This window comes from Desulfogranum marinum, assembly GCF_963675105.2.
Classification (GTDB): domain Bacteria; phylum Desulfobacterota; class Desulfobulbia; order Desulfobulbales; family Desulfobulbaceae; genus Desulfogranum; species Desulfogranum marinum.
In genome coordinates, this window is record NZ_CAXXRO010000004.1 from 1,716,665 (window position 1) to 1,742,868 (window position 26,204).

Here is a 26,204-nt window from a genome sequence, read left to right on the forward strand (position 1 = left end):
CCAGGTTTTTCCCGTCATGACGTGAGATGAGCAGCGATGGATAGTTTCAGGCTTGTGAATATTGGTTTTGGTAATGCGCTGAAAGTCAGCCGGATTCTGGCAGTTGTCAATCCCGGCTCTTCGCCTATACGAAAATTAAAAGATGACGCCCGGGTTGAAAAAAAACTAATTGATGTGACAGAAGGACGACGTACACGGGCAATTATCATTCTTGACTCAGGGCACCTTGTCCTTTCCTCGGTTCAGCCGGATACCATTAATCAACGGCTGGCTGCATTAGATGCAGAGCAGCATAATCCAGCCGCCATCCTTGACAGACAACAGAACGGGGACACCGATGAGTAGTGGAACGTTATTTGTTTTATCGGCACCATCGGGTTGCGGAAAAACAACTATGGTCAGAGAGGTGATGCGTCAATTGCCAAACCTGGTCTTTTCCATATCGCATACCACTCGTCAGCCACGCAACAAAGAGCAGCACGGAGTGAATTACTACTTTGTTTCCCCTGATGCTTTTATCGAGCTGCGGGATCGGGAACCATCAGGCTTTTTAGAGTGGGCTGAAGTGCATGGTAACTTTTATGGTACGAGTAAACAAGAGGTTGAGCAACAGCAGGCGGCCGGGAAAGATGTTATTTTAGACATAGATGTCCAGGGAGCTGAACAGGTAATGAGCAAAGCCTCCCCGGTGACCATTTTTATTGCCCCTCCGTCCATGCAGGAGTTGGAAAGAAGGTTACGTGGAAGAGGGACGGAGGATGACGCCACTATTTCTTTGCGAATGCAGAACGCGAAAAAAGAAATGGAGGCTGCGGTCCTGTATGATTATCTGATTGTGAATGACGTGCTTGAAGAGGCTATCGATTGTTTAAAAAGTATTATTATTGCGGAGCGTTGCCGGTGTCGGAAAACTACATTGGTGCAGGGATTATAACTGAGCCTGTTGATTTACTAGTATTTTCGTTCAAGGTCGAGACATGCCGGCAAAAATAACCACAGGCATATCGTTAATATCGGAGTCTTCGCTTACCTCCAAGGATTATTTTTTCAGTATAACGAGGTAAGCGTTAGACTCCGAGAGATTGGGCGAAAAGACAGTAAAGGAACAGGCTTATAACTGTGGAAGTAGATGGCTAAAGAAAAAGTATCTCCCAAAGGCAGAGCAAATGCCGAACAGCAACACGAGAATGATTCCGATTTTATCTGGGGAATTAATTCGGTTTTTGAGGCGCTGGCGCAGCGGCCTGAGAGTGTATCTGAGCTTTCGGTGCAAAAAGGAAAGGCCGGGCCCCGTATTCAACAGCTTGTTGATCTTGCCCGGCAACATAAGATAAAGCTTCGATTTGTTGATCCCCAGCGTTTTGGGGTACCACGTAATTGTAACCATCAAGGTGTGGTTGCAAGGGTTGCTGCTGCACCCTTGTTTGCCTTTGAAGAGCTATTGGCGTTGTTCGGTCAAGCTCAGGTTGCAGAAGCGCCAAAGGTCCTTGTCCTGGATTCTATTCAGGATCCACACAATTTGGGATCCATACTTCGATCGGCATTGGCGGCAGGGTTTACTGATATTATTCTTACTCGGGAGAGGAGTGCGCCTCTTGGCGGGACAGTTGCCAAAATTTCCGCCGGGGCTGTTTCCCATCTGCGTATCTGCCAGGTTACCAATTTGTCCGATAGTCTGCAGAAAATGAAGGATGCAGGTTTCTGGGTATACGGGGCGGTGGTCGATGGAAATAATGTTGGTTCGATTTATGACATCGAGTTTTCCGGTGCCTTATGCCTGGTTATCGGCAGTGAAGGGAAGGGGATTCGTCCTTTGGTACAAAAACAATGTGATCAATTGGTCACCATTCCCATGGATAAAACATTCGATTCTCTCAATGCAGCAGTTGCGGCAGCTGTAATCATGTTTGAGATCAGACGGCAGGTATCAGCTCGAAATTCCTGACTGCCGAAGGCCGTTAAGCTTTTTTCAAGGTGTGTAGACACAAAAAGCCCTGAACTCGGATAGCCGAGTTCAGGGCTTTTTGTATTGTTCTGCTATCGTGCAGGGCTGTAGTGGCGTGAATAATTCCGCCGAACCCGAAGGGTGAACTTTTTGATTGAAAACGAAAAACAGACTGTTAATTGAGTTTAAAATCAAAAAGTTCATGAGAAATTTGGGCTAGCTATTTTTTCTTTATCTGTGCTTTGAGGAGATCCCCTAGCGTGCCCATGGACTGAGGCTTAGTTTCCGATGGCTTGGGGATAAATTTTTCGTCACTTTGTTCTTCTTTAGTGTAATCATCGGGAACCAGTGAAATGCGCTTTTTTTCCGGGTCAACAGCGTCAATTTTAATGGTGAACTCCTGCCCAGGCTCCATAATTTCGCGAGGGTGGTTGATTCTTCGTCCTCCTCCCATCTTGGAGATATGCAGCAAGCCGTCAATGCCTGGTTCCAGGGTGATAAAGGCACCAAAGGCTGCCAGCCTGGACACTACTCCCATGTGGGTACTGCCGAGGGCATATTTTTCAGTGACCTCGTCCCATGGGTCGGGGGTGGTTTCGCGCAGGCTCAGGGAGATCTTATCATTTTCCCAGTCTAGCCGCTTTATCAGAACTTCGACTTGCTGGCCGATATGGACAACATCTTCCACTCTTTCGGTCTGCCCCCAGGCAAGTTCCGAAACAGGAATAAGTCCGTCAACACCGCCGATGTCAACAAAAGCACCAAAATCTCGAATAGACATTACCGTGCCTGGCACCTGCATCCCTTCCTCAAGGGTTTCCTGTAACTTTTCTCGTGCTTCAAGGCGCTGTTCTTCCAGCAGCGCCCTGGCAGACAGGATAATATTGCGGCCCCGGTTGCCAAACTCGATAATTTTAAAGGACAAGGTCTGCTCAAGATAATCTTCAGGGTTTTCGATCCGGCGAATATCCATTTGTGAATACGGACAAAAACCTCGCTGTCCTGCAACGGTTACCGCAAAACCACCTTTGATCTCCTCCAGGACTTTACCTTGAACGGGAATTCCTGAATGAAAGGCATCCTCCAATTCTTGTGAAGAAACCTGGCCTGAGCCGATTCTGGTGGTGAATGTCATCTCGCCGCCTCTGGCGGAGAGAAGAAAAACGTCAATTGTGTCGCCCACTTTCACAGACAGCTCGCCATTTTCGTCACGAACCTCAGCAGCGTTTAACAAACCCTCACTTTTTACACCGACATCAAGGAAAATGTTTTCGCCATTGATGGCTGCGATAACCGCCTGGACGCGATCACCGGGCTTAAGGGCGGTGCGGGTAACTGTTTTTGCCTGAAAAAGATCTGTAAATTTTTCGTCACTCATTTTTTCATACTCGGTAAGGTGCCTTGATGGCTTTATTATCTAACGGATTGTGATATGGGGGTAAATTTTGTTTCAAAGTTCATGGCATCACCAACAATAATATGGCGTACTGCCATTGTACTGGTATCGACAAGTAAAAAACCTGGTGGATTGTCCTTGCCGAGCAAATCGCCGGGATTGAGCAGCAAGCAGCCGTTCAATTTTTGTACTGCACAAACATGGTTATGGCCACAACAGACAATATCATATTTGCCGGTTTCTGCGACGCCACAGGCAAGTTCCGGATAATGGTGAAATGCGATCTGTAGTCCGTTTACGGTAATGGCACCAAAAATACCATGATGTCGGATGTTGTCTATTTGCGTTTCACATCGTGAGGAAATGAGGTGCTGATCACCGACGTTATTGCCGTAAATAAGGTGTACCTGTCCATTGAACTCGGCAAGGTAGGGGAGCATAAACGGTGAAATGAGATCTCCACAGTGAATCAGTATGCCGGCTCCTTGCCGGTTAGCGTGCTGAACTGCACGCTGCAGGTGCAAAATCTGATCATGGCTGTCAGAAAGGATTGCAATAAGCATATTTGAAAAGGAAAATTAGGTATTGTGCCTGTGATTCAGAATAATATGAGAAAGAGTAAGAAGCATAGGCGTATCCTTCTTTACCCCGCTTATGGCAGTTCTTCAACCCATTTCTTGTCAGTCAAAAGAGGAGCTTCTTCCATGGTCCTGTTTGCCATTGAAGACAAGCTTGGTAGAGACAGTGCTATTGATGTATCACTTCTGTGTCCTTGGGAAGATCCATATGCACAATTTGTTGGATCTGCACTGTGTCGTCCGGTTTGATCGTGTTGAGCCGGATGCTTGTAAAGAGGATGGTGGTTACAGAACCAAAATGGTCTTCCATGGCAAGCTTGTGGATGAGGTTGTCAGGGGTGTACCAGATTTGCAGTCGTTGCAGTTGCGAGTGGGGTTTTGTCGGTGTGAGCTGCAGTGTTTGCAGATTATTACCTGCAGATATCGAGTTTTCGCCGTTTTGTTGTGGTACCACCTGAAAGGTATCGAGAATGTCTGCCTTTCCTGAAAATAAAGTCAAGGTTATGTCTGCGTCAAGCTGGTCCACCTTGGTGATAAGGAGCTGCTTATCATCCTTGGTGTAGATGGAAAGTTTATCGCCCGTGTTCAGTATTATCTGTTCTGTCGGAGCAACGTAATTCCAACGCATTATGGTGTCGTCACTGCTTGATGTTTTGACGAACACGGCATTGCCATTACCGGATCTCACTCTGCCGCTGGTAGTGGTTTGTTGGTGGAAATCGAAGCAGATGCTTGTGATGGAATTATACCGGGCCTGAATATTTTTTACCTGTTCCTCACCTGTTGTTGCTTTGACCGGGAGCGATAGGAAAAAGGTTGTGCAGGGCAGCAGCAGGCACAATAGAAAAAATTTGGTAAGTGGGTATTGTTGATTAAGCATGGACTTTCTCCAGATGAACAGGGCGACCAAAGATAGATTCGGCGAGTGATTGGGTTGGAAGTGGTAGATCTGATACAAAAAAACGATTGTTTGCTTTTTGTGCAGCAAGTTCTTTTGCGATTTCTTGATTTTGAAGAAGAAAATTTTGAAGAAACAGCGCTGTTTCAATGGATGAGTCTACAATTTTTACTCGTTTACCAATGCGCGGTTGAATTATAGATTTAAGCATGGGATAGTGAGTGCAGCCGAGAATAAGTGTGTCAACCTGTTTGCATCGAAGCGGTTGCAGGTATTTTTTGCTGATCATCTTGGTTTCTTTGCGATTGAGCCATCCTTCCTCAACAAGCGGCACAAGCAGCGGGCATGCCTGAGAATACACCCTATAGTTGGGGCACCTGGCAAGAATGTTTTTCGCATAAACATTAGACTTTATCGTTGCCTGGGTGCCGATAACTCCAATGGTCCCGTTTTTGCTGGTGGAGATAGCTTGGTTTACTGCTGGTTCGATAACATCAATTATGGGGATGGAAAATTTATTGCGCAATGCGTTGCCGGCAATACTGGCTGCAGAATTACAGGCAATAACGATGAGGGCGGCTCCTTGGGCAATAAGAAATTCGGTATTACGAATGGCGTATTCGGTGAGGGCCTCGCAGCTTTTCGATCCGTAAGGAGTATGTATGAGGTCACCGAAGTAGAGTAAAGGATAACCTGGACAGAGTTGTTCGATGGCACGGGTTACCGTCATTCCGCCTAAGCCGGAATCAAAAATACCGATCATGATGTATTGTGTAAAAAATATGGAGTTTTGAGCGCTGCAATCTCTCCTTCCTGAACAGAAGGAGAGACCGGGAGGGAGCTTATTTGCTTTTCTTTTTGGTGCGGGCTTCGATTGCTTTGCGCAGATTCGGGGGAAGACCGCGTTCTTTTCCTGATTGGGAACGTCTTTCGGAAAGAGATTTGGCACACAGTGGCTGCCGGGCTGAGAAGCCATATTTTTTTCTGTATTCTTTTGCGGTCAGTCCATGTGATTTAAGATGCTTGGGAGAGAGCATTTTAAATTCCTGACCACATTCAAGGCAAACAACTTTGTTTTTTTGGATAGATTTTTTGGGCTCCATTACCGGGCCGCTTTCCTCTGTCGGCATTTCAGCGCCGACGGCTTCAATGTCCTGAAGAGATTTTAAGGTCTGAAAGGTATCTTTTAACGCTTCCTTGACCTCATCTGTAGTCATCTCAGTGCTGCTGATTTGGGACTGAATGATTTCAGCAGTCATCTCGACCAGTGATTTAGTCATTATTTGCTCCTATGCATAAAAAGAAGATATTCTGATTCAATATGAAAATTACAATAGGGTCAACAATAGAACATGTATAATGACAAATCAATTTTTTTTAATCTATTTGTGGAAAAGCTGTAAACTGCTTTTCAGGGAGGCCTTTTTTATAAATGCAGTGTATGTGTTCTTTTTTAGTGTAACTGTTTGATTATACACATGTCACTATCTTGGTAGATTGCTGTATTTTGCAGGATTCGTAAAAAAAATACCTTTGCGTGAATCCTGGCGGTGAAGGTTGACACAGAACAGCGGAGACATTACTATTGGTCCCGTTATCCCTATCCTTTTAACTTTAACCAGAAGTGAAAAATATTTTTTCCGAGGTAGTAAAATGCCAGTTTACGAGTATGAATGTCCTGCGTGCGAGAAAGTCTTTGAAATGCAACAGCGAATTGCCGATGCTCCTGTAGAAATATGCCCAGAGTGTGGCGGTCCAGTGAAAAAACTTATCTCAATGAGTTCTTTCCAGTTAAAAGGTGGCGGCTGGTACGCTGACGGATACAGTCAAACTTCAGGAGGGGCTGGTAAGAATGGCTCATCCGGCACTGCCAAGACCCCCACCCCAGCACCTTGCCAGACAGGCGAATCCTGTAAAAGCTGTCCTGCTGCTACTTCAAGTTCCTGAGCAATACGCCGCCGATTTACAATATAGCTATATGCCTGGGGCCAATAGGTCCCGGGCCTAGTTGATGGGAGATCAACAATGACTCGCTCTTTTATTCTTTCTTTATTCTTGTTGTCGTTGCTGGCATCCCTGTCCGGTTGTTCTTCCACCTATTATAATACATTGGAAAAGTTTGGTGTCCACAAGCGAGATGTCATGGTGGACCGGGTGGGTGAAGCTCGGGACGCGCAGGAAGAAGCCAAACAGCAGTTTCAGTCGGCTTTTGAACAGTTCTCCAGTGTAGTTGAAGTGAAAGGTGGCGATCTTGAGGAACAGTATACTGTCCTTAAGGCAGAATATGACAAGAGTGAGAAAAAGGCGGAAGCGGTCCATGATCGCATTGCCGGTGTAGAGTCTGTTGCAGATGCACTCTTTGATGAGTGGGAAAAAGAACTGGATCTTTACTCAAGTGCTGCCTTGCGAAGAGACAGTGAGCAAAAGCTTGAGCAAACCCAGGTGCAGTATAAGCGGTTGATAAGTGCAATGAAACGGGCGGAAGAAAAGATTCAGCCTGTGCTGATTGTGTTTCATGACCAGGTCCTGTACCTGAAACATAATCTCAACGCCCGTGCTATAGCTGCTCTCCAGGGAGAACTGGTTAGCCTGGAAAAAGATGTTGCCCGGCTTGTCCGGGAGATGGAAACATCTATCCGCGAAGCTGATCAGTTTATAACCAAGCTCCAAAACGGATAATCCAACGACAGAAAACTAGTGTCACGACAACGATGAAATGTTGGAATATTGCATTGTAATTTTTTACATCAGCGTTGCCGGGTTATGTGTCGCATAGTGTCTCTATGTGGCACATGGCCTGGCAAAGCTGATGCGGAAAAGGGCACGCAAGATACAACAGAGCAGCGTTGCCGGGACACTACCCTTTGGTTATAATAGCCATTGCATCGCCATAGGAGAAAAAACGATAACCTAGCTCTACCGCATGATTGTATGCGTGGAGCATCCGTTCCCTGCCTGCTAGCGCTGAAACCAAAAACAGGAGAGAGGATTGGGGGAGGTGGAAATTGGTGATCAGGTTGTCCACCGTGCGAAACCTGTATCCTGGATAGATAAAAAGATCGCACACACCATCAATGGGTTGTACCTCTCCTTGTTCATCGGTTGCATACTCCAGTGTGCGTACACTTGTTGTTCCTACTGCCCATATTCTCCCGCCATTTTTTTTCGTTCTGTTAACAGCTGCCGCTGTTGTTGGAGATATGGAAATATATTCTCTATGAATGATATGGTCGCGGATATCGTCGGTTCGTACCGGTGCAAAGGTGCCGTACCCAACATGCAGGGTTATATGTTCGACTACAACACCTTTTTGCTGAAGCAGGGTGAGTACTTCGGAGCTGAAGTGGAGTCCTGCGGTTGGAGCAGCAACCGAGCCCGTGTGCTTTGCATAGGTCGTTTGGTAGCGCTTGGAGTCTTCCCCTGTGCTACCCTGACTGCGACTGATGTAAGGCGGTAGCGGCACTTGGCCATGGGCTTCCAGGACCGATTCCAGGTCTGTGGTGGACGCGGTGAGGCGATAGTGCAGCCGCACATTTGCTTTGCCGTCCTCCTGGTAACTTACAACTTCTGCCGTGAGCGTTGGGCTGAAGTGGAGTGTAACGCCGGGTTTGGGGCGTTTGGAACTTTTAAGAAGGGCTATTGCCGTGGCCTCATGCCACCCTTCCCCCTCTGGACAAGGGGATAATTGGCGCGGAAACTCCAGGAGGAACAGCTCAACCCGTCCACCTGTGATTTTTTTGCCGAGTATACGTGCCGGAAAGACCTTGGTGTCGTTGACGACAATCAGGTCGCCGGAACGGAGGTAGTCTATGATGTCTGTGAACTTTCGGTGCTCCAGCATGTCGCCTGTTTTGTCGACCACAAGAAGACGGCTCTGGTCACGTTTGTGGGCAGGGTGCTGGGCAATGTTTTCCTGGGGCAAGTGATAATCATAATCACTTAACCTGTACGACTTGTCTGGCATGGAATAGATAAGGGTAAAGAGTAATGGGTAATGTTGTTGGAGTGTAACTACCACAGGGTCGCTAACTCTTTGATTTATTATGTCTAAAATCTGTAACTTGCTCTCAAGATGCAGAGCACGCTAATCTACTCTATATTGTCTGGAAAGTCTTGTGTCGTCTTAGCCCTTTTTGCTGAGGATATATTATGAATATTGTGACTGCCGCCACTGATTTTGAGATGGCGGCTTTTTGTCGTCAGTACGGCGAGAACGAGAAGGTGACAACTTTTGTTACCGGAATTGGGCCGGTTGAAACAGCTACCCGACTGGCCTCTTTTCTGGCAACCTTTCCCCGTAAGGTGAGCTGTGTGCTGAATATCGGCATTGGCGGTGCCTATCTGGGGCGGCAAAATGGGGTGGGACTGCTGGATCTCTGTCTGGCCAAGCACGAAATTTTAGGAGATTTAGGCATCTGTTTTGATGATCGAATTGAACCTTTGCCAGGGGAAGGGCTGGGGGGCAAATATACCTTTGAACTCGATCAATCCTTGTTACGGCAGGCGTGTGATATTTTGGATGAACATGAGATAGTGTATAAAGTGGGTAATTTTGTGACGGTTAACGGTGTAAGTGCAACCGAACGACGGGGGACGATGCTTGGCAACCTCCATCAGGGGTTGTGTGAAAATATGGAAGGAGCCGCCGCTGCCAGGGTTTGTGAGGAATTTGCCGTGCCGCTGGTTGAACTGCGCTGTATATCAAACCTGGTGGAGGATCGAAACCGCGAAAACTGGCAAGTTAAGCCGGCTGCAGATAAATGCGCTGAGGCCGCAGCCATGGTACTGAGAGGAATGCTTGATGAACAACGATAAGCCGCTTACCCTGGGCTATTCTCCATGTCCTAATGATACCTATATTTTTTATGGTTTGGTACACGATAAAGTACCGTTACAGCAGGTGGAGATAGCTGCACCTGTTCTTGATGATGTGGAGACGCTAAATAAGTGGGCCATGGCAGGGAGGCTGGATGTTACCAAACTTTCATTTCATGCCTTGGGCCATGTGCTGGACGAGTATGCCTTGTTGCATGCCGGATCAGCACTGGGGCGTGGTTGTGGGCCTCTGCTTATTACCGGGTCTCAGCCGAAACCTGCACATATTAAAGACTGGCGGATAGCCATTCCCGGGCGTTACACCACTGCTGCCATGCTGCTGCAGCTCTTTTCGCCCAAAGTGACCAATCTGGAAGTGATGCGCTTTGAAGAGATCATCACCGCTGTTGCGGCAGGAGCTGTAGATGCCGGTGTCATTATTCATGAGAGTCGGTTTACCTACCAGCAGCAAGGACTGGAGTGCGTGCAGGATCTTGGCGAATGGTGGGAGGATACCACCGGTTTACCCATCCCTCTTGGGTGTATTGCTGCTAAAAGGTCATTGACAAATGAGGTGGTTGCTGAACTTGATCAGGCTATAGCTGCCAGTCTTCGCTGGAGCATGGCAAACCCCGATGCCTGCAGTCAATATATCAAGCAGCATTCCCAGGAATTGGAAGACGATGTTGTTCGCAGTCATGTTGATTTATACGTCAATGAGTTTTCGCTTGATCTTGGCAACGAAGGCGTTGCCGCAGTTGAAGCATTGCTCCGTAAAGGTGTAGAGGCAGGGGTTTTCGAGCAACCCCAATCAGGGAATTGGAGGTTGTTTCGATAGTGCGGGAAAAGGAACCGGCACCTACCGGGTTGCTGCCGTTGGAAGCCTTACCACTGTTGGGAATCTGTGGTGGAGAGACTGCCCACCGGAGAGCTTTTATTGCTGGAGTAACGGCAAAATGCGAGGCTCTGCATCTTTCCTGTGCAGTGTTCAAGTTGCAGGCTCCGGTAACAAAAAAAGTTTGCGACCAATTGCATGTATTGTGTCGGCAGTATGATGCTGTGTTGGTGGAGAGTGAGTTACCGGTCTTGTTTCATCACCTGTGGTTGAATGACACTGACAGAGGTAATACTGGGCAGTTGTTCACTTTTGATCATCGTGAGCTTGCCAATGGCAGTGTCACTGACAAGGTTGTCGAGTGGTTAGGTCGCCGGTGGTTGGATGCTCCGGTCTGGGGGTGCGTTTTGGTAGGTGGCAAGAGTCGTCGTATGGGGCGGGCAAAGCACCTTATCCGTCATCAGGGGAAAACCTGGCTGGAACGGACAGTGGAAGTGTTGCAGCACCAGACCGAGAAGGTGATCGTCTCCGGGGCAGGGGAGTTGCCTGATTCTTTGGCGGAACTGGATCAGATTGCCGATGTAGAAGGGCTTGCTGGGCCTATTGCCGGGATACTCGCTGCCTTACGGTACAAACCTGAGGTGTCATGGCTGATTGTTGCCTGCGACCTGCCGGAGATGAACGAACAAGCTTTGCAATGGTTGCTGAGTCGGCGGAGGATTGGCCGGCATGCAGTATTAGCCGATCTTGAGGGGAATGGAAGGGTTGAGCCGCTGCTTGCTTACTATGACTATCGTTGCCGAAAGGCTGTGGAAGATATTGTGGCAGCAGGTTCGTTGCGCATCAATCGATTACAGGGGGTGCCTGGGGTGTTTATTGATCAGCCGCCTGCGTCGCTTCGCAGATGTTGGCGCAACATAAACACGCCAAGTGACCTTGCAAGGCACAGGTGAAAAAGAAACGGTCTTCTTTTTCACCTGCAGGATTTAGCCTTCTACGTTTTGTTAATACTCAAGCGTCCGCGTCTCCTCATACACAATTTCACCCTTGCCGCCGCTAATAAAGTACCAAAGCTTTGCATTGATGGTGACTTCATCCGTATCCGTATCAAAATGAACCAGGTACTGCTCGCGCTGGGTTTGTAGCGGGGGAAGGGTCAGGTCAATAATTTCTTTGATTTGCCATGCCCCGTAGCGCATATCCTTGTCCGGGTCAATCCCGATTTCAAACCATTTTTTTTCTTTTTTGAACAGTTCGTTGTCTTCTGTATCTTTTGCGGTCACTTCCAGGACCACTTTGCCTGACCACAGTCAGCCGTCAGGAATGCGGTGGCCGGCCTTGTTTTCAACAAAGGCGGTGATGACCGCGCTGGGGACCCATCCCTTCGGATTCTTCACCCCTTCTATCTGGCCGGGAAGGTGGTTGTACTTGGCGATTTCGAGGTTAAAGCCCAATCCCTCTTTTACCGTATCCAGGTCATGGCCACCGGGGAAAAGGTGCCCCTTGTTAAGGTGACATTCCTGGCAGGTCTTGCTGCCGCCGGCGGCGAGATACCCGTGCCGGTAGCTTCCTGAAAGGGTGTTGCATTGGATGGTTTCTCCATCCGGGGCATGGTAGACACCATGACACTGCATGCAAAAGGCGGATGTCGAGATATCAACCGATTCAATAGACTCGTGAAAGTCATCCCCATCCTCTCCGTTGGGGCCGTACATTACACCTTTTTTGGGTTTTCCCCGGAGGCCGGGAGCTATACTGGTGGCCTTGATGTTGTGGCAGGAGTAGCAGCCGACATTGAGTTTGGCCAACTGTTCAGCAGCTTGAGATCCTGCAGGAGATCCTTTTTTTTCAAAGGCAGTGACGATCAGGTTGCCGATTTCTACTGCCAGTTCTTCGGATGCAAAATTAACAGCCGGAGCATGACAGTCGAGACACTTGAGGACTTCCGCCTTGGTCAGCGGGGTGTCCCATTCCTTGGCCAAGCCTACAGCTATAAAGTTCCGCATCCCTTTGAGCGATGAGTTGATAGCTTTCGCATGCCAGGATGCCTGCCATTCGCTGTAGATCTGTTCATGGCATTCAGCGCATTTCTTGTCGTCAAACATGGCAACAAGTTCATCAATGGTCTTCGCCTCCTTGGCGTTGGCCATTGCGAATGTGGCAATGAGCATCGACAGTATACATATGCCGACCTTGTGTAAAACGGTTAACTTCATGATCCCTCCTTTTTTGCTTGCAGTTGTAACCAATTCCCAAGCGCTGACCTTGTAATCCGTTTTGGCAGCTCGGTAACAGGGGTGCTTGGAAAATATGGCGTGAGAGTGATAACTCGTTAACTGGCTGGTCATGCAATTCTGTCGCTTCGTCACCTCCTCAATTGAACAATAGTTTGAGAATTGTTGTTGATTGTGAAAATATTATCCTTCAATGTGGTTGAAATGTAAAGTTTATTTGTAGTTGGACAAGGAAGGTCTTGTCGTGATTATACAAGGTTTGTATTTTGGATGGATACTCTTTCTATCCTGGAGAAAATTTTTCATAAAAAGAAAAGGATAAGGTACAATGGTGTATATGTCCTGTACCCTCACACTTTCCGGTGTCCCATGACTGGTGTTCAGCCCTACTCAAGAGCCTTTGGCTATGATCCGCACTTTAAGATTTTTCACGAACTTATGCGCTATAAGGTGCGTGAAATTCTTCTCGTTTCCAGTCCCTATGATGCCTATATCATGGAAGAAGACGGCAGTCTCGCCTCCCGAATCATCAATGAGTATTTCGGCCATAACCTGAGCCAGCCACCTCGTATCACCCGAGTGGCTACCAGCGAGGAGGCTATGGCCCTTCTGGCGGAGCGAGAATTCGACCTGGTGGTAACCATGCCCCATCTCGGTGGCATAGATGGCTGCACCTTTAGTTCCCAGGTGAAAAAGCAGAATCGCAAGATACCAATCGTCCTTCTTTCTCATACCAATCGTGATGTGATGATTGATCCACATGGCGATTCTTTTAGCTGCATAGACAATAGCTATGTGTGGTGTTGCGATTCAGACATTTTGTTGGCCATAGTCAAGAACGTAGAAGATCAGCAAAATGTTGATTTTGATACTGAAAAGGCAATGGTCAGGGTCATCTTGCTGGTAGAGGACTCTCCTGTATATCGCTCTCGTCTTCTGCCGCTGCTCTATAAGGAATTGGTGAAACAGACCCAGTCAGTGCTTGGAGAAGGGCTCAATGAGCAGCATCGTTTGCTGAAAATGCGTGCCCGGCCTAAGATATTAACGGCTGCCACCTATGAAGAAGCATTGGATATTTTTTATCGCTATAAGCCGTATGTGTTTGCCGTTATGTCTGATGCTCGTTTTCCACGCTCAGGTGAATTGCAGGATGATTCCGGGTATAGGTTGCTTCAGGAAATACGGGAGGAAAAAAAGGATTTACCTCTGCTGATGCTGAGTACTGATCCGAAAAATGAGGCCGTGGTTGATGAGATACCAGCGGTTTTTGTTGATAAAAATGCTCCGGATATTGAGGAGCAGGTGCATGATTTTTTTCTTCGTTATCTCGGGTTTGGCGATTTTGTTTTTCGGCTGCCGGATCTAACCCAGGTAGGCCGGGTATCCAGTCTGTACGAATTTGAAAAAAAGCTGCGCCAAATACCGCTGGAATCGATCCGGTATCATGCGGAACACAACCATTTTTTTAACTGGGTAATGGCACGGGCAGAGGTCGCACTGGCGGCCAGACTCCATAAACACCATTTTTCGCAGATTACTGATGATGAGCAGCTGCGGGAAGATATCTTATCCAAGGTGCATGCTTTGCGTAAGCTGAGACAGCAGGGAGTTGTGACACAGTTTAAACGGGAACGTTTTGATCCGCGTATCACTGACTTTGTTCGTATCGGCAGGGGATCGATGGGAGGCAAGGCCAGGGGGATTGCTTTTATGTCTTCCATACTCCATCATGTGGAAAAAAATAAAACGACCTTGTCTGCCTACACGGTAAAGATCCCGCAGACCTGTGTTATTGCCAATGTCGGCTTTGATGATTTTATCCATCAGAACCATTTGAAACCCATCGATGGTGAGCCGGATGAGTCCATTGCCAATCGGTTTCTCAATGCTGACTTACCGGAGTGGCTTCTCAAGGATTTAAAGGCCTATCTGAAAGAGGTGTCTTTTCCCATTTCGGTACGGTCATCGAGTATGCTCGAGGATGCACAGTTCAGACCCTATGCCGGACTGTATAGTACCTTTATGCTGGCCAATACCCATCCCTCTTTTGAGCTTCGTCTGTCTCAGCTTATGGATGCGGTCAAGCTGGTCTACGCTTCTACCTGGTTTGAGGCGCCGCGGGCATTTTCTCACTCCATCGGCCAAACTCAGGAAGATTCCATGGGGGTGATTATTCAGCAAGTGGTTGGTTGTCGGCAGGGTGATTTTTACTACCCCGCCATTTCCGGGGTGGTCCAGTCCTACAACTATTATCCGGTGGGCAAGATGGCGGCGGAGGAAGGGATTGCTCACTTGGCCTTGGGGTTTGGCAAAACCGTGGTCGAGGGAGAAAGCAGTCTTCGTGTTTCTCCAAAATATCCGGAATATCTGCCCCAATTTTCAACAGTGGAAGATATCCTCAAAAATAGTCAGCGCTGTTTTTACGCGTTAGATTGTCGACAAGACAGTTCCCTGAACAGGGCAAACAGTAACCTGGTTCGTCGTCAATTGAGTGAGGCTGTCACCGAGTATCCTGTTCGTCTGCTATGCTCGACCTATAACAGTCAGGAAAACCGCATCCGGGATACGGATATTCCCGGTCACAAAGTGCTGACCTTTGCCCCTATCCTAAAGTATGATGTGTATCCGTTGCCCGAGTTGCTGGCTGAGCTGGTTGCTGTTGCTCGAGAGGGCATGGGGTGCGAGGTTGAGGTGGAGTTTGCTGTTGATTTGCACCGGGAACCGAAAAAGAGTGAACTGTATTTTCTGCAGGTGCGACCCATTGTCACAGGGATGGAAAAACAGCAGACCCGTATATTGCCTGCAGAGCGTAAGCGGGCAATAATAACCTCAGTACGTTCTCTGGGACACGGTGTATACGATGCGATAGGTGATGTGGTGTATGTAAAACCTGAATGTTTTGACAGGGCGGCCACCCGAAAGATTGCTGAGGAAATCGGACAATTCAATAGGCGGTTGCATAAAGAGCAGCGATCATATCTGCTTATTGGGCCTGGAAGATGGGGCACAGCCGACCCCTGGCTTGGTATTCCTGTACAATGGCATGATATTTCCGGCGTAACCGCTATCATTGAGGTGCAGGATTCCAGCGTGAATGCGGAGCCGTCGCAAGGCTCTCATTTCTTCCAAAATATCACTTCCCTGGATATCCCCTATCTGATGGTGAACTCAAAACAGGTTGCGGGAGCAGATAATGACGATAAAGATAACGAGCATATCGATTGGGAAGTGCTGAAACAGCAGGAATTGGTTATAGAGGGAACGTACATTCGCCATGTACGGTTTACTCAGAGCTTTACTTTGAAAGTAAATGGAACAACATCAGAAGCCATAGGTTTCCTTGAAGAGGAAACCTAAGAGGCAATTAAGCACATCTGTGCCGTAGGGTGGATAAGCGCAGCGCATCCACGCGGAATCCGAGGGTTGAAATTAGTGGATGCGCTACGCTTATCCACCCACACTTCTTTTGGCACCGTTAAATAATGGCACCTGGTGAACGATTTATTTTCTGCATAAGAGGGGAACTAAGAGGAAATGGACAGTATACTGGCAAAGATCATTCAACGGGATCCTGAGCAAAAAGAATTTCACCAGGCCGTTCAAGAGGTAATGGAAACCGTACGGCCTGTGCTGGAAAGAAACCCGGAGTTTCGGAAGCAGGCTATCCTGGAGCGGATAGTCGAACCGGAAAGGGTGATTATGTTCCGTGTCCCATGGATGGATGATCAGGGACAAGTCCACGTAAATCGCGGATTTCGGGTGGAAATGAACTCCGCTATCGGCCCGTATAAGGGTGGGCTTCGCTTTCACCCTTCAGTGACGCTTTCCATTATTAAGTTTCTTGCTTTTGAGCAGGTTTTTAAAAACAGTCTGACAACGCTGCAAATGGGTGGTGGTAAGGGAGGGGCGGATTTCGACCCCAAGGGACGTTCCGATGCCGAGGTTATGCGTTTTTGTCAGGCCTTTATGGCTGAACTGCAACGGCATATCGGTCCGGATACCGATGTGCCGGCAGGCGACATCGGCGTCGGTGCCCGCGAGATAGGCTATCTCTTTGGCATGTATAAGAAGCTGCGCAATGAATTCACCGGGGTCCTCACCGGAAAAAGTCTTGCCTGGGGAGGGAGTTTGATTCGACCTGAGGCAACCGGGTACGGCGTGGTCTACTTTGCTGCTGAAATGCTCGGTACCCGTGGGGAAACTTTGGAAGGGAAAACCTGTCTTGTCTCCGGTTCCGGCAATGTGGCCCAGTTTACAGCGGAAAAGCTCTTGGAGCTGGGGGGGAAGGTCCTGACCCTGTCGGATTCGTCAGGGTATATTTTTGATGAAGAGGGGATCGATGCCGAGAAGCTTGAGCATGTAAAAGATATCAAAAATATTCGTCGTGGGCGTATCCGAGAATACTGTGAAAAGTATCCGCAGGCCATTTATGTAGAGACTGATCCTGGATTGGATTATAATCCGATTTGGACGCATTCGGCTGATTGCGCCATGCCCAGCGCTACTCAAAACGAGATCAACGAAAAAGATGCGCAGACCATGATCAACAATGGGGTGCAGCTTGTGTGTGAGGGGGCGAATATGCCCAGTTCGCCAAGTGCGGTTGATATCTTTGTTGAAAATCATATCCTGTATGGGCCGAGTAAGGCAGCCAATGCCGGCGGGGTAGCTGTGTCAGGGCTGGAGATGGCGCAAAATTCCATGCGCTTGAAGTGGCCAAGGGAGGAGGTGGATAGTCGTTTGAAGCAGATCATGCATTGTATTCATACTACCTGTGTGGATGCTTCTGCTGAATACGGCCTGCAAGGGAACTATGCTGCCGGAGCAAATATTGCCGGGTTTGTGAATGTGGTAAATGCCATGCTCGATCAGGGACTAGTGTAGTCGAGGGCATCATTGCTGTGGATGAAAATGGTAACAGCTTCTCTACTGATGGTGAAGGCGGCAAGAGTAACGTAGGTCATTATTTTGTTGATGTTGCCGCCCGTTGCCCCTATGGTTTGGATCAAAAAGCAGTCTACCATCAAGGGATATTCGGCTGGCTCGATGATGCGATCATGGGCAAGTTTCTTGCCCAAGGGTATAGGCGAAACGGCAACAGCATGTACACCATGCACTGCCCGGATTGTTCTTTGTGCGTACCTATTCGGCTCCGGCCGGAAAAATTTCGGCCCAACCGTAATCAGCGAAGAGTCCTGAAGAAAAACAGGGATGTAACAGCGGGCATCGCTCCCTTGACCATGTCCAGGGAAAACCTGAACCTGCTGGAATCGTTTTTAACCACTCGTTTTCCTGAGAGCAATAATCACGCAGAAGGGTATTATACGGGTTTTTTTATTACGACCATTGCCCGTTGTTTCGAAATCCGTTATCGGGTAGACGACCAACTCGTCGGGGTAGCGGTGGTGGATGCCTCCTTTGGCTGGTTGAATGCTGTCTATTTTTATTTTGACCCGCAGCAGAGCTGGCGCAGCTTGGGTACATACAACATCTTGTACCTGAACAATTTTTGCAAAAATCAAAAAATTGATTACCTCTACCTGGGGTACTGGATTAAGGACCTTCCAGGGATGGATTATAAAAAAAGGTTTCGGCCCCATGAGTTGTTTGTTGATGGGGAATGGCAAGAGCAGCAATAAAGTTCGGACCTGCGTTGTAAAATTGTGGTGGATGTAGTCGAGAAGCTCACTCGGTTAAAGGATAGTTAGTTGCCATATTAAAACTACTTGCCTTACTGTGTTGTATTTCATGTATCCGTACCCACCCAGTTTCTTATATCCTTTCTATATAAGAAAAAAATCGCTGTCCTGAGTGAATGGTGTGGCATTGGCTGTACTTGTTAGACTTTAAGAGATTATCGATGAATACCATTGAAAAACGACTTGGTAATTGCCTCGTTAAAATTGAGCGAGCTAGGATGGAGACTTTCGTGTGAGTGGCAAAACTTGTATCTTTGTTCTCGGAATGCACCGGAGTGGTACTTCAGCGTTGACAGGGTTACTGAATACATTGGGGGTGGAATTAGGCGAAAAACTTTTGTCACCCTTGGTCGACAACCCTAAAGGTTTCTTTGAAAATCAGCGGGTATATGATTTGAATGAGAGGTTCATTCAGCAGTGTGGTTTTCGCTGGGATGACCCGTTTTTTTTCGGGCAAGAATGGTTAGAAGAAAAGACGACTACCCTCTTTAAAGAAGAGATAAAGCAATTCCTTGAAAAAGAATTTCAGGGTGCATCGCTATTTAGTATCAAAGATCCACGAATTAGTATCCTTTTTCCGCTATGGCGTGAGGCGTGTGAAGGCAGTGATATTTTGCCTGTCTGCATTTTGCCGATACGTCATCCTGTTGAAGTGGCTAAATCTTTGCAAGTTAGAAACGGTTTCTCTTTGAATAAGGGAATCAACTTATGGATGAATCATACTCTTGCCGCAGAGAAAAATTCACGTGGTTGCCGGCGGGTTTTTCTATCTTTTAATCAATTGGTCAATGAGCCTGAGTGTGTTGTAGAACAACTCATAGAAGTATTCCGGCTGGACGATGTGATTCCAGATGATTACCTGGAGAGAGCCAGGGGGTTTGTTGACAAAAAATTAAAGCACCATGATAGCGAGAATTTTACAGAGGGTTTTGGGGCAGGCCTGGTAGATCAAGCGGTTGATCTCTTTTTTGCTATGTGCGAACAGGGGGAACAGAGAATCTCCATCCTAAAATTTGATAAAATAAGAAAGCAATACAATACGGAGAAAGACTTTTTCCTTTTTCAAGATTTCAAACAAGTAATGTCTGCGTATTATACGTATAATGATCTGGAAAGAGAACTGCAGGTATGTAGAGATGATAATGTTGAAGTGCGCAGACGACTGGAAGAACTCTCAAAGGAAAAAAACGATCTGTTAGGTGAGGTTGAGAAATTACAAAACAACTATGAACAGGCAGCTGGTGAAGTTGAACTTATGAAGAGCACTGCAGCTTGGAGAATCGCTGAAAAATTGCGGAGAATTAGGAACCTGCTGGGCGGGAAAATATAGGTTGTTTTTGATGGTGATGCGCTTCAGGTGGGGCTGAACTTGTATGGAGCCTTGAGCGAGTGCTCCCGATGTAAGCCTTGGAGAGCTTGTTTGTGGCATGGATTTTTTCACCTTTTGGGGTTTACTTCCCAATTCTTTCACTCTGGGGGGCTCTGCCCGAACTGCTCGGATGTTGTCGGCAGCGATGATCGCCTTGGTATTGATGGTGTGGAAAAGCATTGTTTCAAGCTGTCTGTTATAGATTTGACGTGTCAGTGAGTTAATCCTTTCGCAGCAATTCAGCTGTCTCTGGCAGGCAAAATATGCCAGAGAGGGTGAGAAGTTACGTTCCGGGAATGAATGATTCGTTTTTTGAAGGGGCTCTTGGCGCCGGATTTGTAATGCTTCTTTTGAGCTTGAAAATCCAATATTTCAAGTCAATTGGTTGGGACTCTTCTGCCAAGCCTTTAAATGTTGTTTTCACCAACTTTGGCTGTTCCTCCAAATTTGGATTCCTCCGGCTAGTAGTCAGGAGAGTCGCTTCCAACGTGAGGCGTCCGGCAAAAGTGTTTTTTTATAGTTGAGTTATATACGAATCTTAAAAAAAAGCTACATCCCCCCGCAACCCGTTTGCTAAATTGGTTGCTTGCGCTTTTCTATTGTCTGGCGTCGTGACGGAATATGTCTTGGAATATCCAAGTTTGGGACAGTGAGGCGGGGCATATAGGAGAAGGCTTTCTGGTTCCGGAATTTGCTGGCCCAATTTTCAGGTGGTTATTGTTTGACAGGAGTTTAATGTTTAGCAGAGTCGTTAATTTTTTTCCTTTTTAAAATCAACATGTTATGTGTTTGCAACCCGTAAGGCCCCTTCCAGTTCAGGATATTCTCCTTTAAAAAATAGAGAAAATCAACCTTTTCTCTGTCTTTTCATTACGCATGTAAGACCCAACTGTTAATATGGCAACATGGTTCACTTACAAAAAAATGAAAAAAGGCAGACCCTACTACTACATCAGGGAGATGGTCAGGGTTGACGGAAAACCAAAGGTTATTAATCACGTGTACCTGGGTTCACTACAGCGGATCCTTGAAATGGCTGAAGGAAAGACCAGTTTACCCAAAAGGATAAAAGCCCAGGAGTTTGGCTCTCTCTGGCTTGCAAATTTGGTTGAGCAACAAGTAAATCTTGCTGAAATTATCGATGGAATTGTCCCATAGCAAAGGGAGTCCGATAAACCCTCTGTGGGTGAACATTTTGTTTACGCTGTGTACAACCACATGGTGGCTGCATGTTCAAAAAACGCCATGCCAGATTGGTACAAAAACACGGCAATCCAGCATATCCGTCCGGTTCGAATCAGTGAACTCAACTCACAGATGTTTTGGCAGAAATGGGATCATGTCAGCGAAGATCACTTGATATCCAGAGCAGATACATTCTTTTCACGTATCAATAGATTGGAACCGCCTGAATCCGACTGTTTTATGTTTGATACGACCAACTACTACAACTTCATGGACAGCAAGACTGATTCTGAACTGGCTCAGCTCGGAAAAAGCAAAGAAGGGCGGAATTGGCTGCGGCAAATAGGGCTTGCACTTCTCGAGAGTAGAGACAAGCGTATTCCTTTCTACTACAAGGCTTACGAAGGAAATCGCCATGATTCGAAAGTGTTCCTGGATGTTACAAATGCGCTTATATCGGCAATGCGGAAAGAAACAGGCAAGGACGCTGCATTAACCATTGTTTTAGACAAGGGGGTGAACAGCGAGGAAAATATTGCCGCCATCGACGCTCGGAAAGGTGCGCATTTTATAACCACATATTCCACCTATTTTGGCGAGGACCTTGCCGGTGTCAAACTGGATAAGTTTATGCCGCTGGGTACTCTCAAAAATAAAAAGCTGATCAAACAAGGCAAGCACGATGATTAGCTGCAAGCATAGCGGACAACCGGGGAATATTGGGGAAAGAAGCGTACGGTGATAGTGACGTACAATCCTTTGACTGCGACAAAACAGCGGTATGGATTTGAAAAATGGCTGCTCCAGTTGCAAGATTTTTTATTTGCAATCCAAGGCAAAGTGAATCGCCAGGCTCTTCAGTGGCGGAACAAAGGGGATATACAGAAACGTTATCGGAAGAGATGCGTTGAACTCCATTTAGCGGAAGACCTGTACAAGGTAGAAATCTCTAAAATCGAGGGAAGGCTCCAGCTCAATTTTAAAAAAAAATCATTATAAAATCGTTCGATATATCGAAAAGTTCGGTAAAAATATTCTCATTATCGATATTGAAGATTGGGAAACAAAAGAGATCGTGCAGGGCAGCCTGAATTGGTTGGCGGTTGAGGAAGGGTTTCGTCTTGCCAAAGACGAAGAACAGATAAGCATGCGCCCGATCCGTCACGGGACGGACAGCAAAATACAATGCCATATGTTTACATGCGTTGTAGCGATGACGTTTCTTCGGCTCATTGAGCTGCGCTTACGAAAGGCAGGCTTGCATATCACAGCAAAAACGGCGATGCAAAGTATGCGTCAACTGCATTCTTGCCTCCTGTATATACCGAAAAAGAAAAAAGCTGTCCGGATGCTGGAAGAACCTGACGAATTGTAGAGCCAGATAATTCAAATTTTCGATGGGAAAATGGCCGATGGGGTCTTACAAGGATGACAGGGTTATTGTGCCGAAACTACAGGTAATTAACCGGGAAAGCAGTTTCTAATCCATAAACTCCTGTTTGACGGCCGGAAGTGGTTGATTTTGCCGGAATAATATTGAGGTAAATAGCTTGATTTTTTCTCTGGTATTGTTTAGGACATTTCGTGCAGGAGCACCTTCACTTAATTCACTAAGCCCTGTCGTTTGGAACACCAATGAGCTTAAATAGTCGGCTTTCTTTGAATGACAGACTTTATCAGCTTATTAACTGCTTTATATTAGTGGTGGCCCTTTTTCCCACACCCTGCAAAATTGTTTTTTTTAAACGCTTAGTTTTATTACTACAAAGATTCGGCAAAGGATATGACTTGGCCACCTAGATGGGCCTGCGTGTCAGGATTGTCGTGCAAATTTGCCGCTTTCTGCCGTGGTTCTTGCCACTCTCGAGGGGGCAATCTCGTGCGAAGGAGTGAATATTTTAAGGGATTTGCGGCCAATGTAGGGGGGGAAGACTAGTCTTTGGCAATTTTCAATAAGACCCTTAGTAAAAAGATTTCAGTTTCAGTTGAGGCGGTAAGGAATTATGAATGTTGCCTCTCTCAATAGAAACTTGTTTAACCAATATTAAATTGGGGCTCGACCCTGTGGGTTAGAATCTTTTAGGGGTAATTTTTACCTCAACCTGTGATGCGATCTACCTTATGTACTCTACTGCACGTCAGAATATTAAGACCCAATTGGTTCTGTTTAAGACCCTTGCCGCTAATCCGAAGTTTTGGTTGATTGTATCTACTGATATCCTTTTACTTATTGTTGCGCATTATTTGGCTAACGTTATTCGTTTTGCTGACAACCTCGCGGCCCTGGATTTTTTCTCATTTTCATTTTCAACAATATTGCTTATTACTATAAAAATAGCTGTTTTTTATGCGCTAGGTCTCTACCGAGGTATGTGGCGCTATACAAGCTATAATGACATTTTAAATATTGTCAAAGGAACTGTTTGTGCTGCTGGTATAGTCATTATCATCTTACTGTTTACCAATCGATTTCAGGGGTATTCCCGGTCTGTTTTTATCCTCGATACTCTGCTCACCTTTTTGCTGATCAGTGGACATCGGGTCGCTATCCGTCATTTTTATCAGAACATGCAGGGACCGAGAAAATTATTTTCTAAAAATAGGGTTTCCCGTAAAAAACGATTGCTTCTTGTTGGAGCAGGGGCTTATGCGGAAAAGGTGATGCGGGAGATTGGGGACAATACCGATCTGCCTTATGTTGTGGTTGGGCTAGTTGATGATGACCCACAAAAAACAGGAATGAAGATCCATGGGATTGCGGTGGTGGGGTTAATCCAGGACTTGGAGGAGCATGTCCGCCGTGTGAAAGCCGAGGAGGCGCTGATTGCCATCTCCTCCATCAGCGGATCTGCTATGCAGCGTGTTGTGGAATGCTGCCAAGGGGCAGAGATCCCTTTTAAAGTTCTGCCAGGGATAGGTGAGATTATTGATGGAAAGGTTTCGGTCCAGGCCATGCGTGATATCTCCTATGCCGACCTCTTGGGGCGGGAGGAAGTCAGACTGGATCAGAAGGAAATTGGCTCCTACCTCTGCGACCAGGTAATCCTAGTTACCGGAGCCGGAGGATCAATCGGTTCAGAGCTTTGTCGTCAGGTCCTCCGTTTTGCTCCAAAACAGATCATCCTCTTTGACGCTAGTGAAGAAAATCTCTACTCCATTCAGATGGAACTGCAGCACGAGCACCAATACTACGCCATCCGAACTATCCTAGGCAAAGTCCAGGATCAGGGGTTGTTGGAGTTGGTGTTTCAGCAATATCAGCCAGCTGTTGTGTTTCACGCCGCGGCGTATAAACATGTTCCTCTTGTGGAGAATAACCCCTGGCAGGCCATCTATAATAATGTTTTTGCAGCCCAACTATTGATAGAGGCATCTATTGTACATGGTGTAGACCGGTTTGTGTTGGTTTCCACCGATAAAGCGGTTCGGCCTACTAATGTGATGGGCGCTTCTAAAAGGTTGACCGAGTTGCTCATGATGGCTTACAGCATGGAAAAATGGGACGGTAGTTTCTGTCCCGCCCGCAGGCGATTTGAAAATAATAACAGCGACATCTTTTCCTCAGGAATGAAAGCGTCATGCCATAACACTATATTTATGGCTGTCCGCTTTGGGAATGTTCTTGGTTCATCTGGTTCAGTGATACCACTCTTCAAGCGGCAGATAGAGATGGGAGGCCCGGTAACGGTTACTCACCAGGACATAACCCGTTATTTTATGTCAATTGAAGAGGCTGCCCAGCTTATCCTCCAAGCAGGAGCTATGGGGCAGGGCCGGGAAATTTTTATTTTGAAAATGGGCGAACCAATTAAAATTGCTGAAATGGCAAGAGATCTGATAAAGCTTTCCGGGCGCCAACCAGACACGGAAATTGAGATTAAATTCACAGGATTGCGGGAAGGGGAAAAACTCTATGAAGAGCTGATTACCGAAGGTGAAGGTATTATTGAAACCAAACACGAAAAAATTATGGTTTTACAAGGTAACAGCTTGACTTGCAGTGATTTATACATTGGTTTGGAAGAGCTAAAGCAAAAAGCCATAGCACACGATTGCCATGGTATCAAAGACGTGCTGCAGCAACTGATCCCCGAATACACACCGGATTACAAAGCTGAGTCGATAAAAACAGAAAAAAAGGCAAATCACTATGTATGAAAGCATAGCGGCAGCCATTCTTCACCATTATTTTGCAGTTGGCTAAAAGGTGTATTTTACAGGGAGGTTAAAATGGAAAATGAAAAGCTGCTAAGTGATGAAATCACCTGGCGCGATATTTTTTTGGTGCTGTGGAAACGAAAAATACTGATTATTATTGTGACTGTTGTAGTCGCAACTCTAGCGTGGTTTCTTTTATCGAAAATGCCCAATTCCTATAAGGTATCAGCTATAATAGAGCCAGCTACTGGTGTTAATGGGAGGCAAATTCAAAAATCAGTAATTATTCAACAATATATCTCGAGTGGAAAGTATAACCGAAAAATTCAAGAAAAGTTGCAATTTACTGTAGAGGAAACTCCACAATTAAGAGTGTTTATCCCTAAAAAGATGACTTCGATTCATATTTCTACGCAAAGCAAGAATCCTGATGTTGCATTTAATTTTTTGCGTGAGCTTCTTTTTTGTATCTTACAAGATATCGAAGAAAAATTGATTCCGGAAAAAAAAATATTTCAGAATAAAATTTTCTTAGCCCAAACCGAAGTGGATTTCTCCGCTTCGCAAATCAAATTTTTAGAAAGGGAAATTTTACAGGCAACACAGTTGCTTGATTTGGTTGAAAAAGAAAAGAAAAAAAGGCTGATAGAGCTGAAGTCTGATGCGGTTGCAACTTTACTGTATATAAATAGAATTTATATGATGCAAAAACATCTCACAGATTTACAAAGTAAGTTAAACAGAGAAATTATATCTTTAAAGTCTTCTCGTATTGCTGTTGAAAATGCTGAATTGCAATTAACAAAAATCAAAGATTTGGAGATTGTAAAGCAGCCAGTTTTTCCTAAAAAACCATTCAAGCCTAAAGGGAAAAATATCTTAGCTGTTGCTTTCCTGATAGGAGGACTTCTTGGCTCTTTGTTGGCGTTTCTTTTAGAATTTATAGAAGAAAAGAAAAAAGGCACTTCTCGCAAATCTATGGAATATTTGTCATAAAGTTATCGTGCTTTTTAATTGTTGGGTGAATTTCCTAGATCAGGTTACTCCATAAAGGGCAAGCTAGCTCTTAGCGTACCTACAGATCCTTCGGAA

Annotated in this window: 21 protein-coding genes and 1 pseudogene; 15 read left to right on the forward strand and 7 right to left on the reverse strand. The window is 46.3% G+C overall.

The features are described 5' to 3' along the window. Window positions 1–36: 36 nt before the first annotated feature. The 3 genes from ACHZCY_RS16305 to rlmB all read left to right on the forward strand — a co-directional run bounded on the left by ACHZCY_RS16305 (window position 37) and on the right by rlmB (window position 1,945). Window positions 37–345 (forward strand): DUF370 domain-containing protein, encoded by a 309-nt coding sequence (locus ACHZCY_RS16305; protein WP_205223481.1) that lies wholly within the window; start codon window positions 37–39, stop codon window positions 343–345. Beyond that, window positions 338–934, forward strand: coding sequence for a guanylate kinase (gene gmk / locus ACHZCY_RS16310; RefSeq protein WP_319549649.1), 597 nt, complete (start codon window positions 338–340; stop codon window positions 932–934). Before ACHZCY_RS16305 ends, gmk begins: the two co-directional genes overlap by 8 nt. A gap of 195 nt (window positions 935–1,129) precedes the next feature. Next, a complete protein-coding gene (gene rlmB / locus ACHZCY_RS16315; RefSeq protein WP_319549650.1) occupies window positions 1,130–1,945 on the forward strand; it encodes a 23S rRNA (guanosine(2251)-2'-O)-methyltransferase RlmB in 816 nt (271 codons plus the stop codon). Between the two features lie 220 nt (window positions 1,946–2,165). Here rlmB and rpsA read toward each other — a convergent pair whose 3' ends face one another. The 5 genes from rpsA to ACHZCY_RS16340 form a co-directional block, all read right to left on the reverse strand. Continuing rightward, window positions 2,166–3,323, reverse strand: a complete 1,158-nt coding sequence (gene rpsA / locus ACHZCY_RS16320; RefSeq protein WP_205223478.1) for a 30S ribosomal protein S1 — start codon at window positions 3,321–3,323, stop codon at window positions 2,166–2,168. Between the two features lie 35 nt (window positions 3,324–3,358). Next, on the reverse strand, window positions 3,359–3,904 hold the full coding sequence (locus tag ACHZCY_RS16325; protein WP_205223477.1) for a YfcE family phosphodiesterase: 546 nt from the start codon (window positions 3,902–3,904) through the stop codon (window positions 3,359–3,361). Between the two features lie 184 nt (window positions 3,905–4,088). Continuing rightward, window positions 4,089–4,799 (reverse strand): LolA family protein, encoded by a 711-nt coding sequence (locus ACHZCY_RS16330; protein WP_319549651.1) that lies wholly within the window; start codon window positions 4,797–4,799, stop codon window positions 4,089–4,091. Then, complete coding sequence (gene murI / locus ACHZCY_RS16335; RefSeq protein WP_319549652.1) at window positions 4,792–5,580, reverse strand: glutamate racemase; 789 nt, start codon at window positions 5,578–5,580, stop codon at window positions 4,792–4,794. The genes ACHZCY_RS16330 and murI overlap by 8 nt, the downstream gene beginning before the upstream one ends. A gap of 79 nt (window positions 5,581–5,659) precedes the next feature. Further along, window positions 5,660–6,097 carry a Ros/MucR family transcriptional regulator gene (locus ACHZCY_RS16340; protein ID WP_319549653.1) on the reverse strand — a complete coding sequence of 146 codons (438 nt, stop codon included), beginning with the start codon at window positions 6,095–6,097 and terminating at the stop codon, window positions 5,660–5,662. 373 nt (window positions 6,098–6,470) lie between these two features. On the opposite strand from ACHZCY_RS16340, the gene ACHZCY_RS16345 reads away from it, so the two are divergent. Both ACHZCY_RS16345 and ACHZCY_RS16350 read left to right on the forward strand, forming a co-directional pair. Continuing rightward, window positions 6,471–6,764, forward strand: a complete 294-nt coding sequence (locus ACHZCY_RS16345) for an FmdB family zinc ribbon protein (protein WP_319549654.1) — start codon at window positions 6,471–6,473, stop codon at window positions 6,762–6,764. 78 nt (window positions 6,765–6,842) lie between these two features. Further along, on the forward strand, window positions 6,843–7,496 hold the full coding sequence (locus tag ACHZCY_RS16350) for a DUF2959 domain-containing protein (protein ID WP_205223472.1): 654 nt from the start codon (window positions 6,843–6,845) through the stop codon (window positions 7,494–7,496). 178 nt (window positions 7,497–7,674) lie between these two features. On the opposite strand, the gene queA is transcribed toward ACHZCY_RS16350, so the two are convergent. Then, the gene (gene queA, locus ACHZCY_RS16355; protein ID WP_324292240.1) at window positions 7,675–8,835 is read right to left on the reverse strand and encodes a tRNA preQ1(34) S-adenosylmethionine ribosyltransferase-isomerase QueA; all 1,161 of its coding nucleotides are present in this window, start codon (window positions 8,833–8,835) and stop codon (window positions 7,675–7,677) included. Window positions 8,836–8,966: 131 nt separating this feature from the next. Here queA and mqnB point away from each other — a divergent pair, with 131 nt between their 5' ends. From mqnB to mobA, 3 genes are read left to right on the forward strand one after another with little or no spacing between them, the layout of a single operon-like run. Beyond that, a complete protein-coding gene (gene mqnB, locus ACHZCY_RS16360; protein ID WP_319549655.1) occupies window positions 8,967–9,632 on the forward strand; it encodes a futalosine hydrolase in 666 nt (221 codons plus the stop codon). After that, window positions 9,619–10,470: a 1,4-dihydroxy-6-naphthoate synthase gene (locus tag ACHZCY_RS16365; protein ID WP_319549656.1), complete on the forward strand. Its 852-nt coding sequence runs from the start codon at window positions 9,619–9,621 to the stop codon at window positions 10,468–10,470. The genes mqnB and ACHZCY_RS16365 overlap by 14 nt, the downstream gene beginning before the upstream one ends. Continuing rightward, a complete protein-coding gene (mobA, locus tag ACHZCY_RS16370) occupies window positions 10,470–11,420 on the forward strand; it encodes a molybdenum cofactor guanylyltransferase (protein ID WP_319549657.1) in 951 nt (316 codons plus the stop codon). The genes ACHZCY_RS16365 and mobA overlap by 1 nt, the downstream gene beginning before the upstream one ends. A gap of 51 nt (window positions 11,421–11,471) precedes the next feature. Here mobA and extKL read toward each other — a convergent pair whose 3' ends face one another. Next, entirely contained in the window at window positions 11,472–12,683 is a 1,212-nt protein-coding gene (gene extKL / locus ACHZCY_RS16375; protein WP_394713409.1) for a multiheme c-type cytochrome (seleno)protein ExtKL, read from the reverse strand. 387 nt (window positions 12,684–13,070) lie between these two features. Between extKL and ACHZCY_RS16380 the strand changes: the two genes are divergently transcribed. The 7 genes and pseudogenes from ACHZCY_RS16380 to ACHZCY_RS16420 all read left to right on the forward strand — a co-directional run bounded on the left by ACHZCY_RS16380 (window position 13,071) and on the right by ACHZCY_RS16420 (window position 26,108). Further along, entirely contained in the window at window positions 13,071–16,058 is a 2,988-nt protein-coding gene (locus tag ACHZCY_RS16380) for a PEP/pyruvate-binding domain-containing protein (RefSeq protein ID WP_319549658.1), read from the forward strand. 177 nt (window positions 16,059–16,235) lie between these two features. Next, window positions 16,236–17,585, forward strand: coding sequence for an NADP-specific glutamate dehydrogenase (gene gdhA, locus ACHZCY_RS16385; protein ID WP_319549659.1), 1,350 nt, complete (start codon window positions 16,236–16,238; stop codon window positions 17,583–17,585). Between the two features lie 17 nt (window positions 17,586–17,602). Beyond that, window positions 17,603–18,340, forward strand: a complete 738-nt coding sequence (locus ACHZCY_RS16390) for an arginyltransferase (RefSeq protein WP_319549660.1) — start codon at window positions 17,603–17,605, stop codon at window positions 18,338–18,340. 292 nt (window positions 18,341–18,632) lie between these two features. Continuing rightward, complete coding sequence (locus ACHZCY_RS16395) at window positions 18,633–19,730, forward strand: sulfotransferase family protein (protein WP_319549661.1); 1,098 nt, start codon at window positions 18,633–18,635, stop codon at window positions 19,728–19,730. Window positions 19,731–20,666: 936 nt separating this feature from the next. Next, window positions 20,667–22,329: pseudogene (locus tag ACHZCY_RS23640) on the forward strand (IS1634 family transposase). Between the two features lie 746 nt (window positions 22,330–23,075). After that, window positions 23,076–25,112: a polysaccharide biosynthesis protein gene (locus ACHZCY_RS16415; RefSeq protein ID WP_319549665.1), complete on the forward strand. Its 2,037-nt coding sequence runs from the start codon at window positions 23,076–23,078 to the stop codon at window positions 25,110–25,112. 72 nt (window positions 25,113–25,184) lie between these two features. Continuing rightward, window positions 25,185–26,108 carry a Wzz/FepE/Etk N-terminal domain-containing protein gene (locus ACHZCY_RS16420; RefSeq protein ID WP_319549666.1) on the forward strand — a complete coding sequence of 308 codons (924 nt, stop codon included), beginning with the start codon at window positions 25,185–25,187 and terminating at the stop codon, window positions 26,106–26,108. Window positions 26,109–26,204: the final 96 nt, after the last annotated feature.

What these genes read in the sequence shown, in the direction of transcription:
- gmk (WP_319549649.1), top strand. Translation starts at nt 338, where the DNA reads ATGAGTAGTGGAACGTTATTTGTTTTATCGGCACCATCGGGTTGCGGA.
- ACHZCY_RS16330 (WP_319549651.1), bottom strand. Translation starts at nt 4,799, where the DNA reads ATGCTTAATCAACAATACCCACTTACCAAATTTTTTCTATTGTGCCTG.
- mqnB (WP_319549655.1), top strand. Translation starts at nt 8,967, where the DNA reads ATGAATATTGTGACTGCCGCCACTGATTTTGAGATGGCGGCTTTTTGT.
- ACHZCY_RS16380 (WP_319549658.1), top strand. Translation starts at nt 13,071, where the DNA reads ATGACTGGTGTTCAGCCCTACTCAAGAGCCTTTGGCTATGATCCGCAC.
- ACHZCY_RS16325 (WP_205223477.1), bottom strand. Translation starts at nt 3,904, where the DNA reads ATGCTTATTGCAATCCTTTCTGACAGCCATGATCAGATTTTGCACCTG.
- ACHZCY_RS16415 (WP_319549665.1), top strand. Translation starts at nt 23,076, where the DNA reads ATGTACTCTACTGCACGTCAGAATATTAAGACCCAATTGGTTCTGTTT.
- rlmB (WP_319549650.1), top strand. Translation starts at nt 1,130, where the DNA reads ATGGCTAAAGAAAAAGTATCTCCCAAAGGCAGAGCAAATGCCGAACAG.
- ACHZCY_RS16345 (WP_319549654.1), top strand. Translation starts at nt 6,471, where the DNA reads ATGCCAGTTTACGAGTATGAATGTCCTGCGTGCGAGAAAGTCTTTGAA.
- gdhA (WP_319549659.1), top strand. Translation starts at nt 16,236, where the DNA reads ATGGACAGTATACTGGCAAAGATCATTCAACGGGATCCTGAGCAAAAA.
- rpsA (WP_205223478.1), bottom strand. Translation starts at nt 3,323, where the DNA reads ATGAGTGACGAAAAATTTACAGATCTTTTTCAGGCAAAAACAGTTACC.
- ACHZCY_RS16365 (WP_319549656.1), top strand. Translation starts at nt 9,619, where the DNA reads ATGAACAACGATAAGCCGCTTACCCTGGGCTATTCTCCATGTCCTAAT.
- murI (WP_319549652.1), bottom strand. Translation starts at nt 5,580, where the DNA reads ATGATCGGTATTTTTGATTCCGGCTTAGGCGGAATGACGGTAACCCGT.
- ACHZCY_RS16350 (WP_205223472.1), top strand. Translation starts at nt 6,843, where the DNA reads ATGACTCGCTCTTTTATTCTTTCTTTATTCTTGTTGTCGTTGCTGGCA.
- ACHZCY_RS16305 (WP_205223481.1), top strand. Translation starts at nt 37, where the DNA reads ATGGATAGTTTCAGGCTTGTGAATATTGGTTTTGGTAATGCGCTGAAA.
- ACHZCY_RS16340 (WP_319549653.1), bottom strand. Translation starts at nt 6,097, where the DNA reads ATGACTAAATCACTGGTCGAGATGACTGCTGAAATCATTCAGTCCCAA.
- ACHZCY_RS16420 (WP_319549666.1), top strand. Translation starts at nt 25,185, where the DNA reads ATGGAAAATGAAAAGCTGCTAAGTGATGAAATCACCTGGCGCGATATT.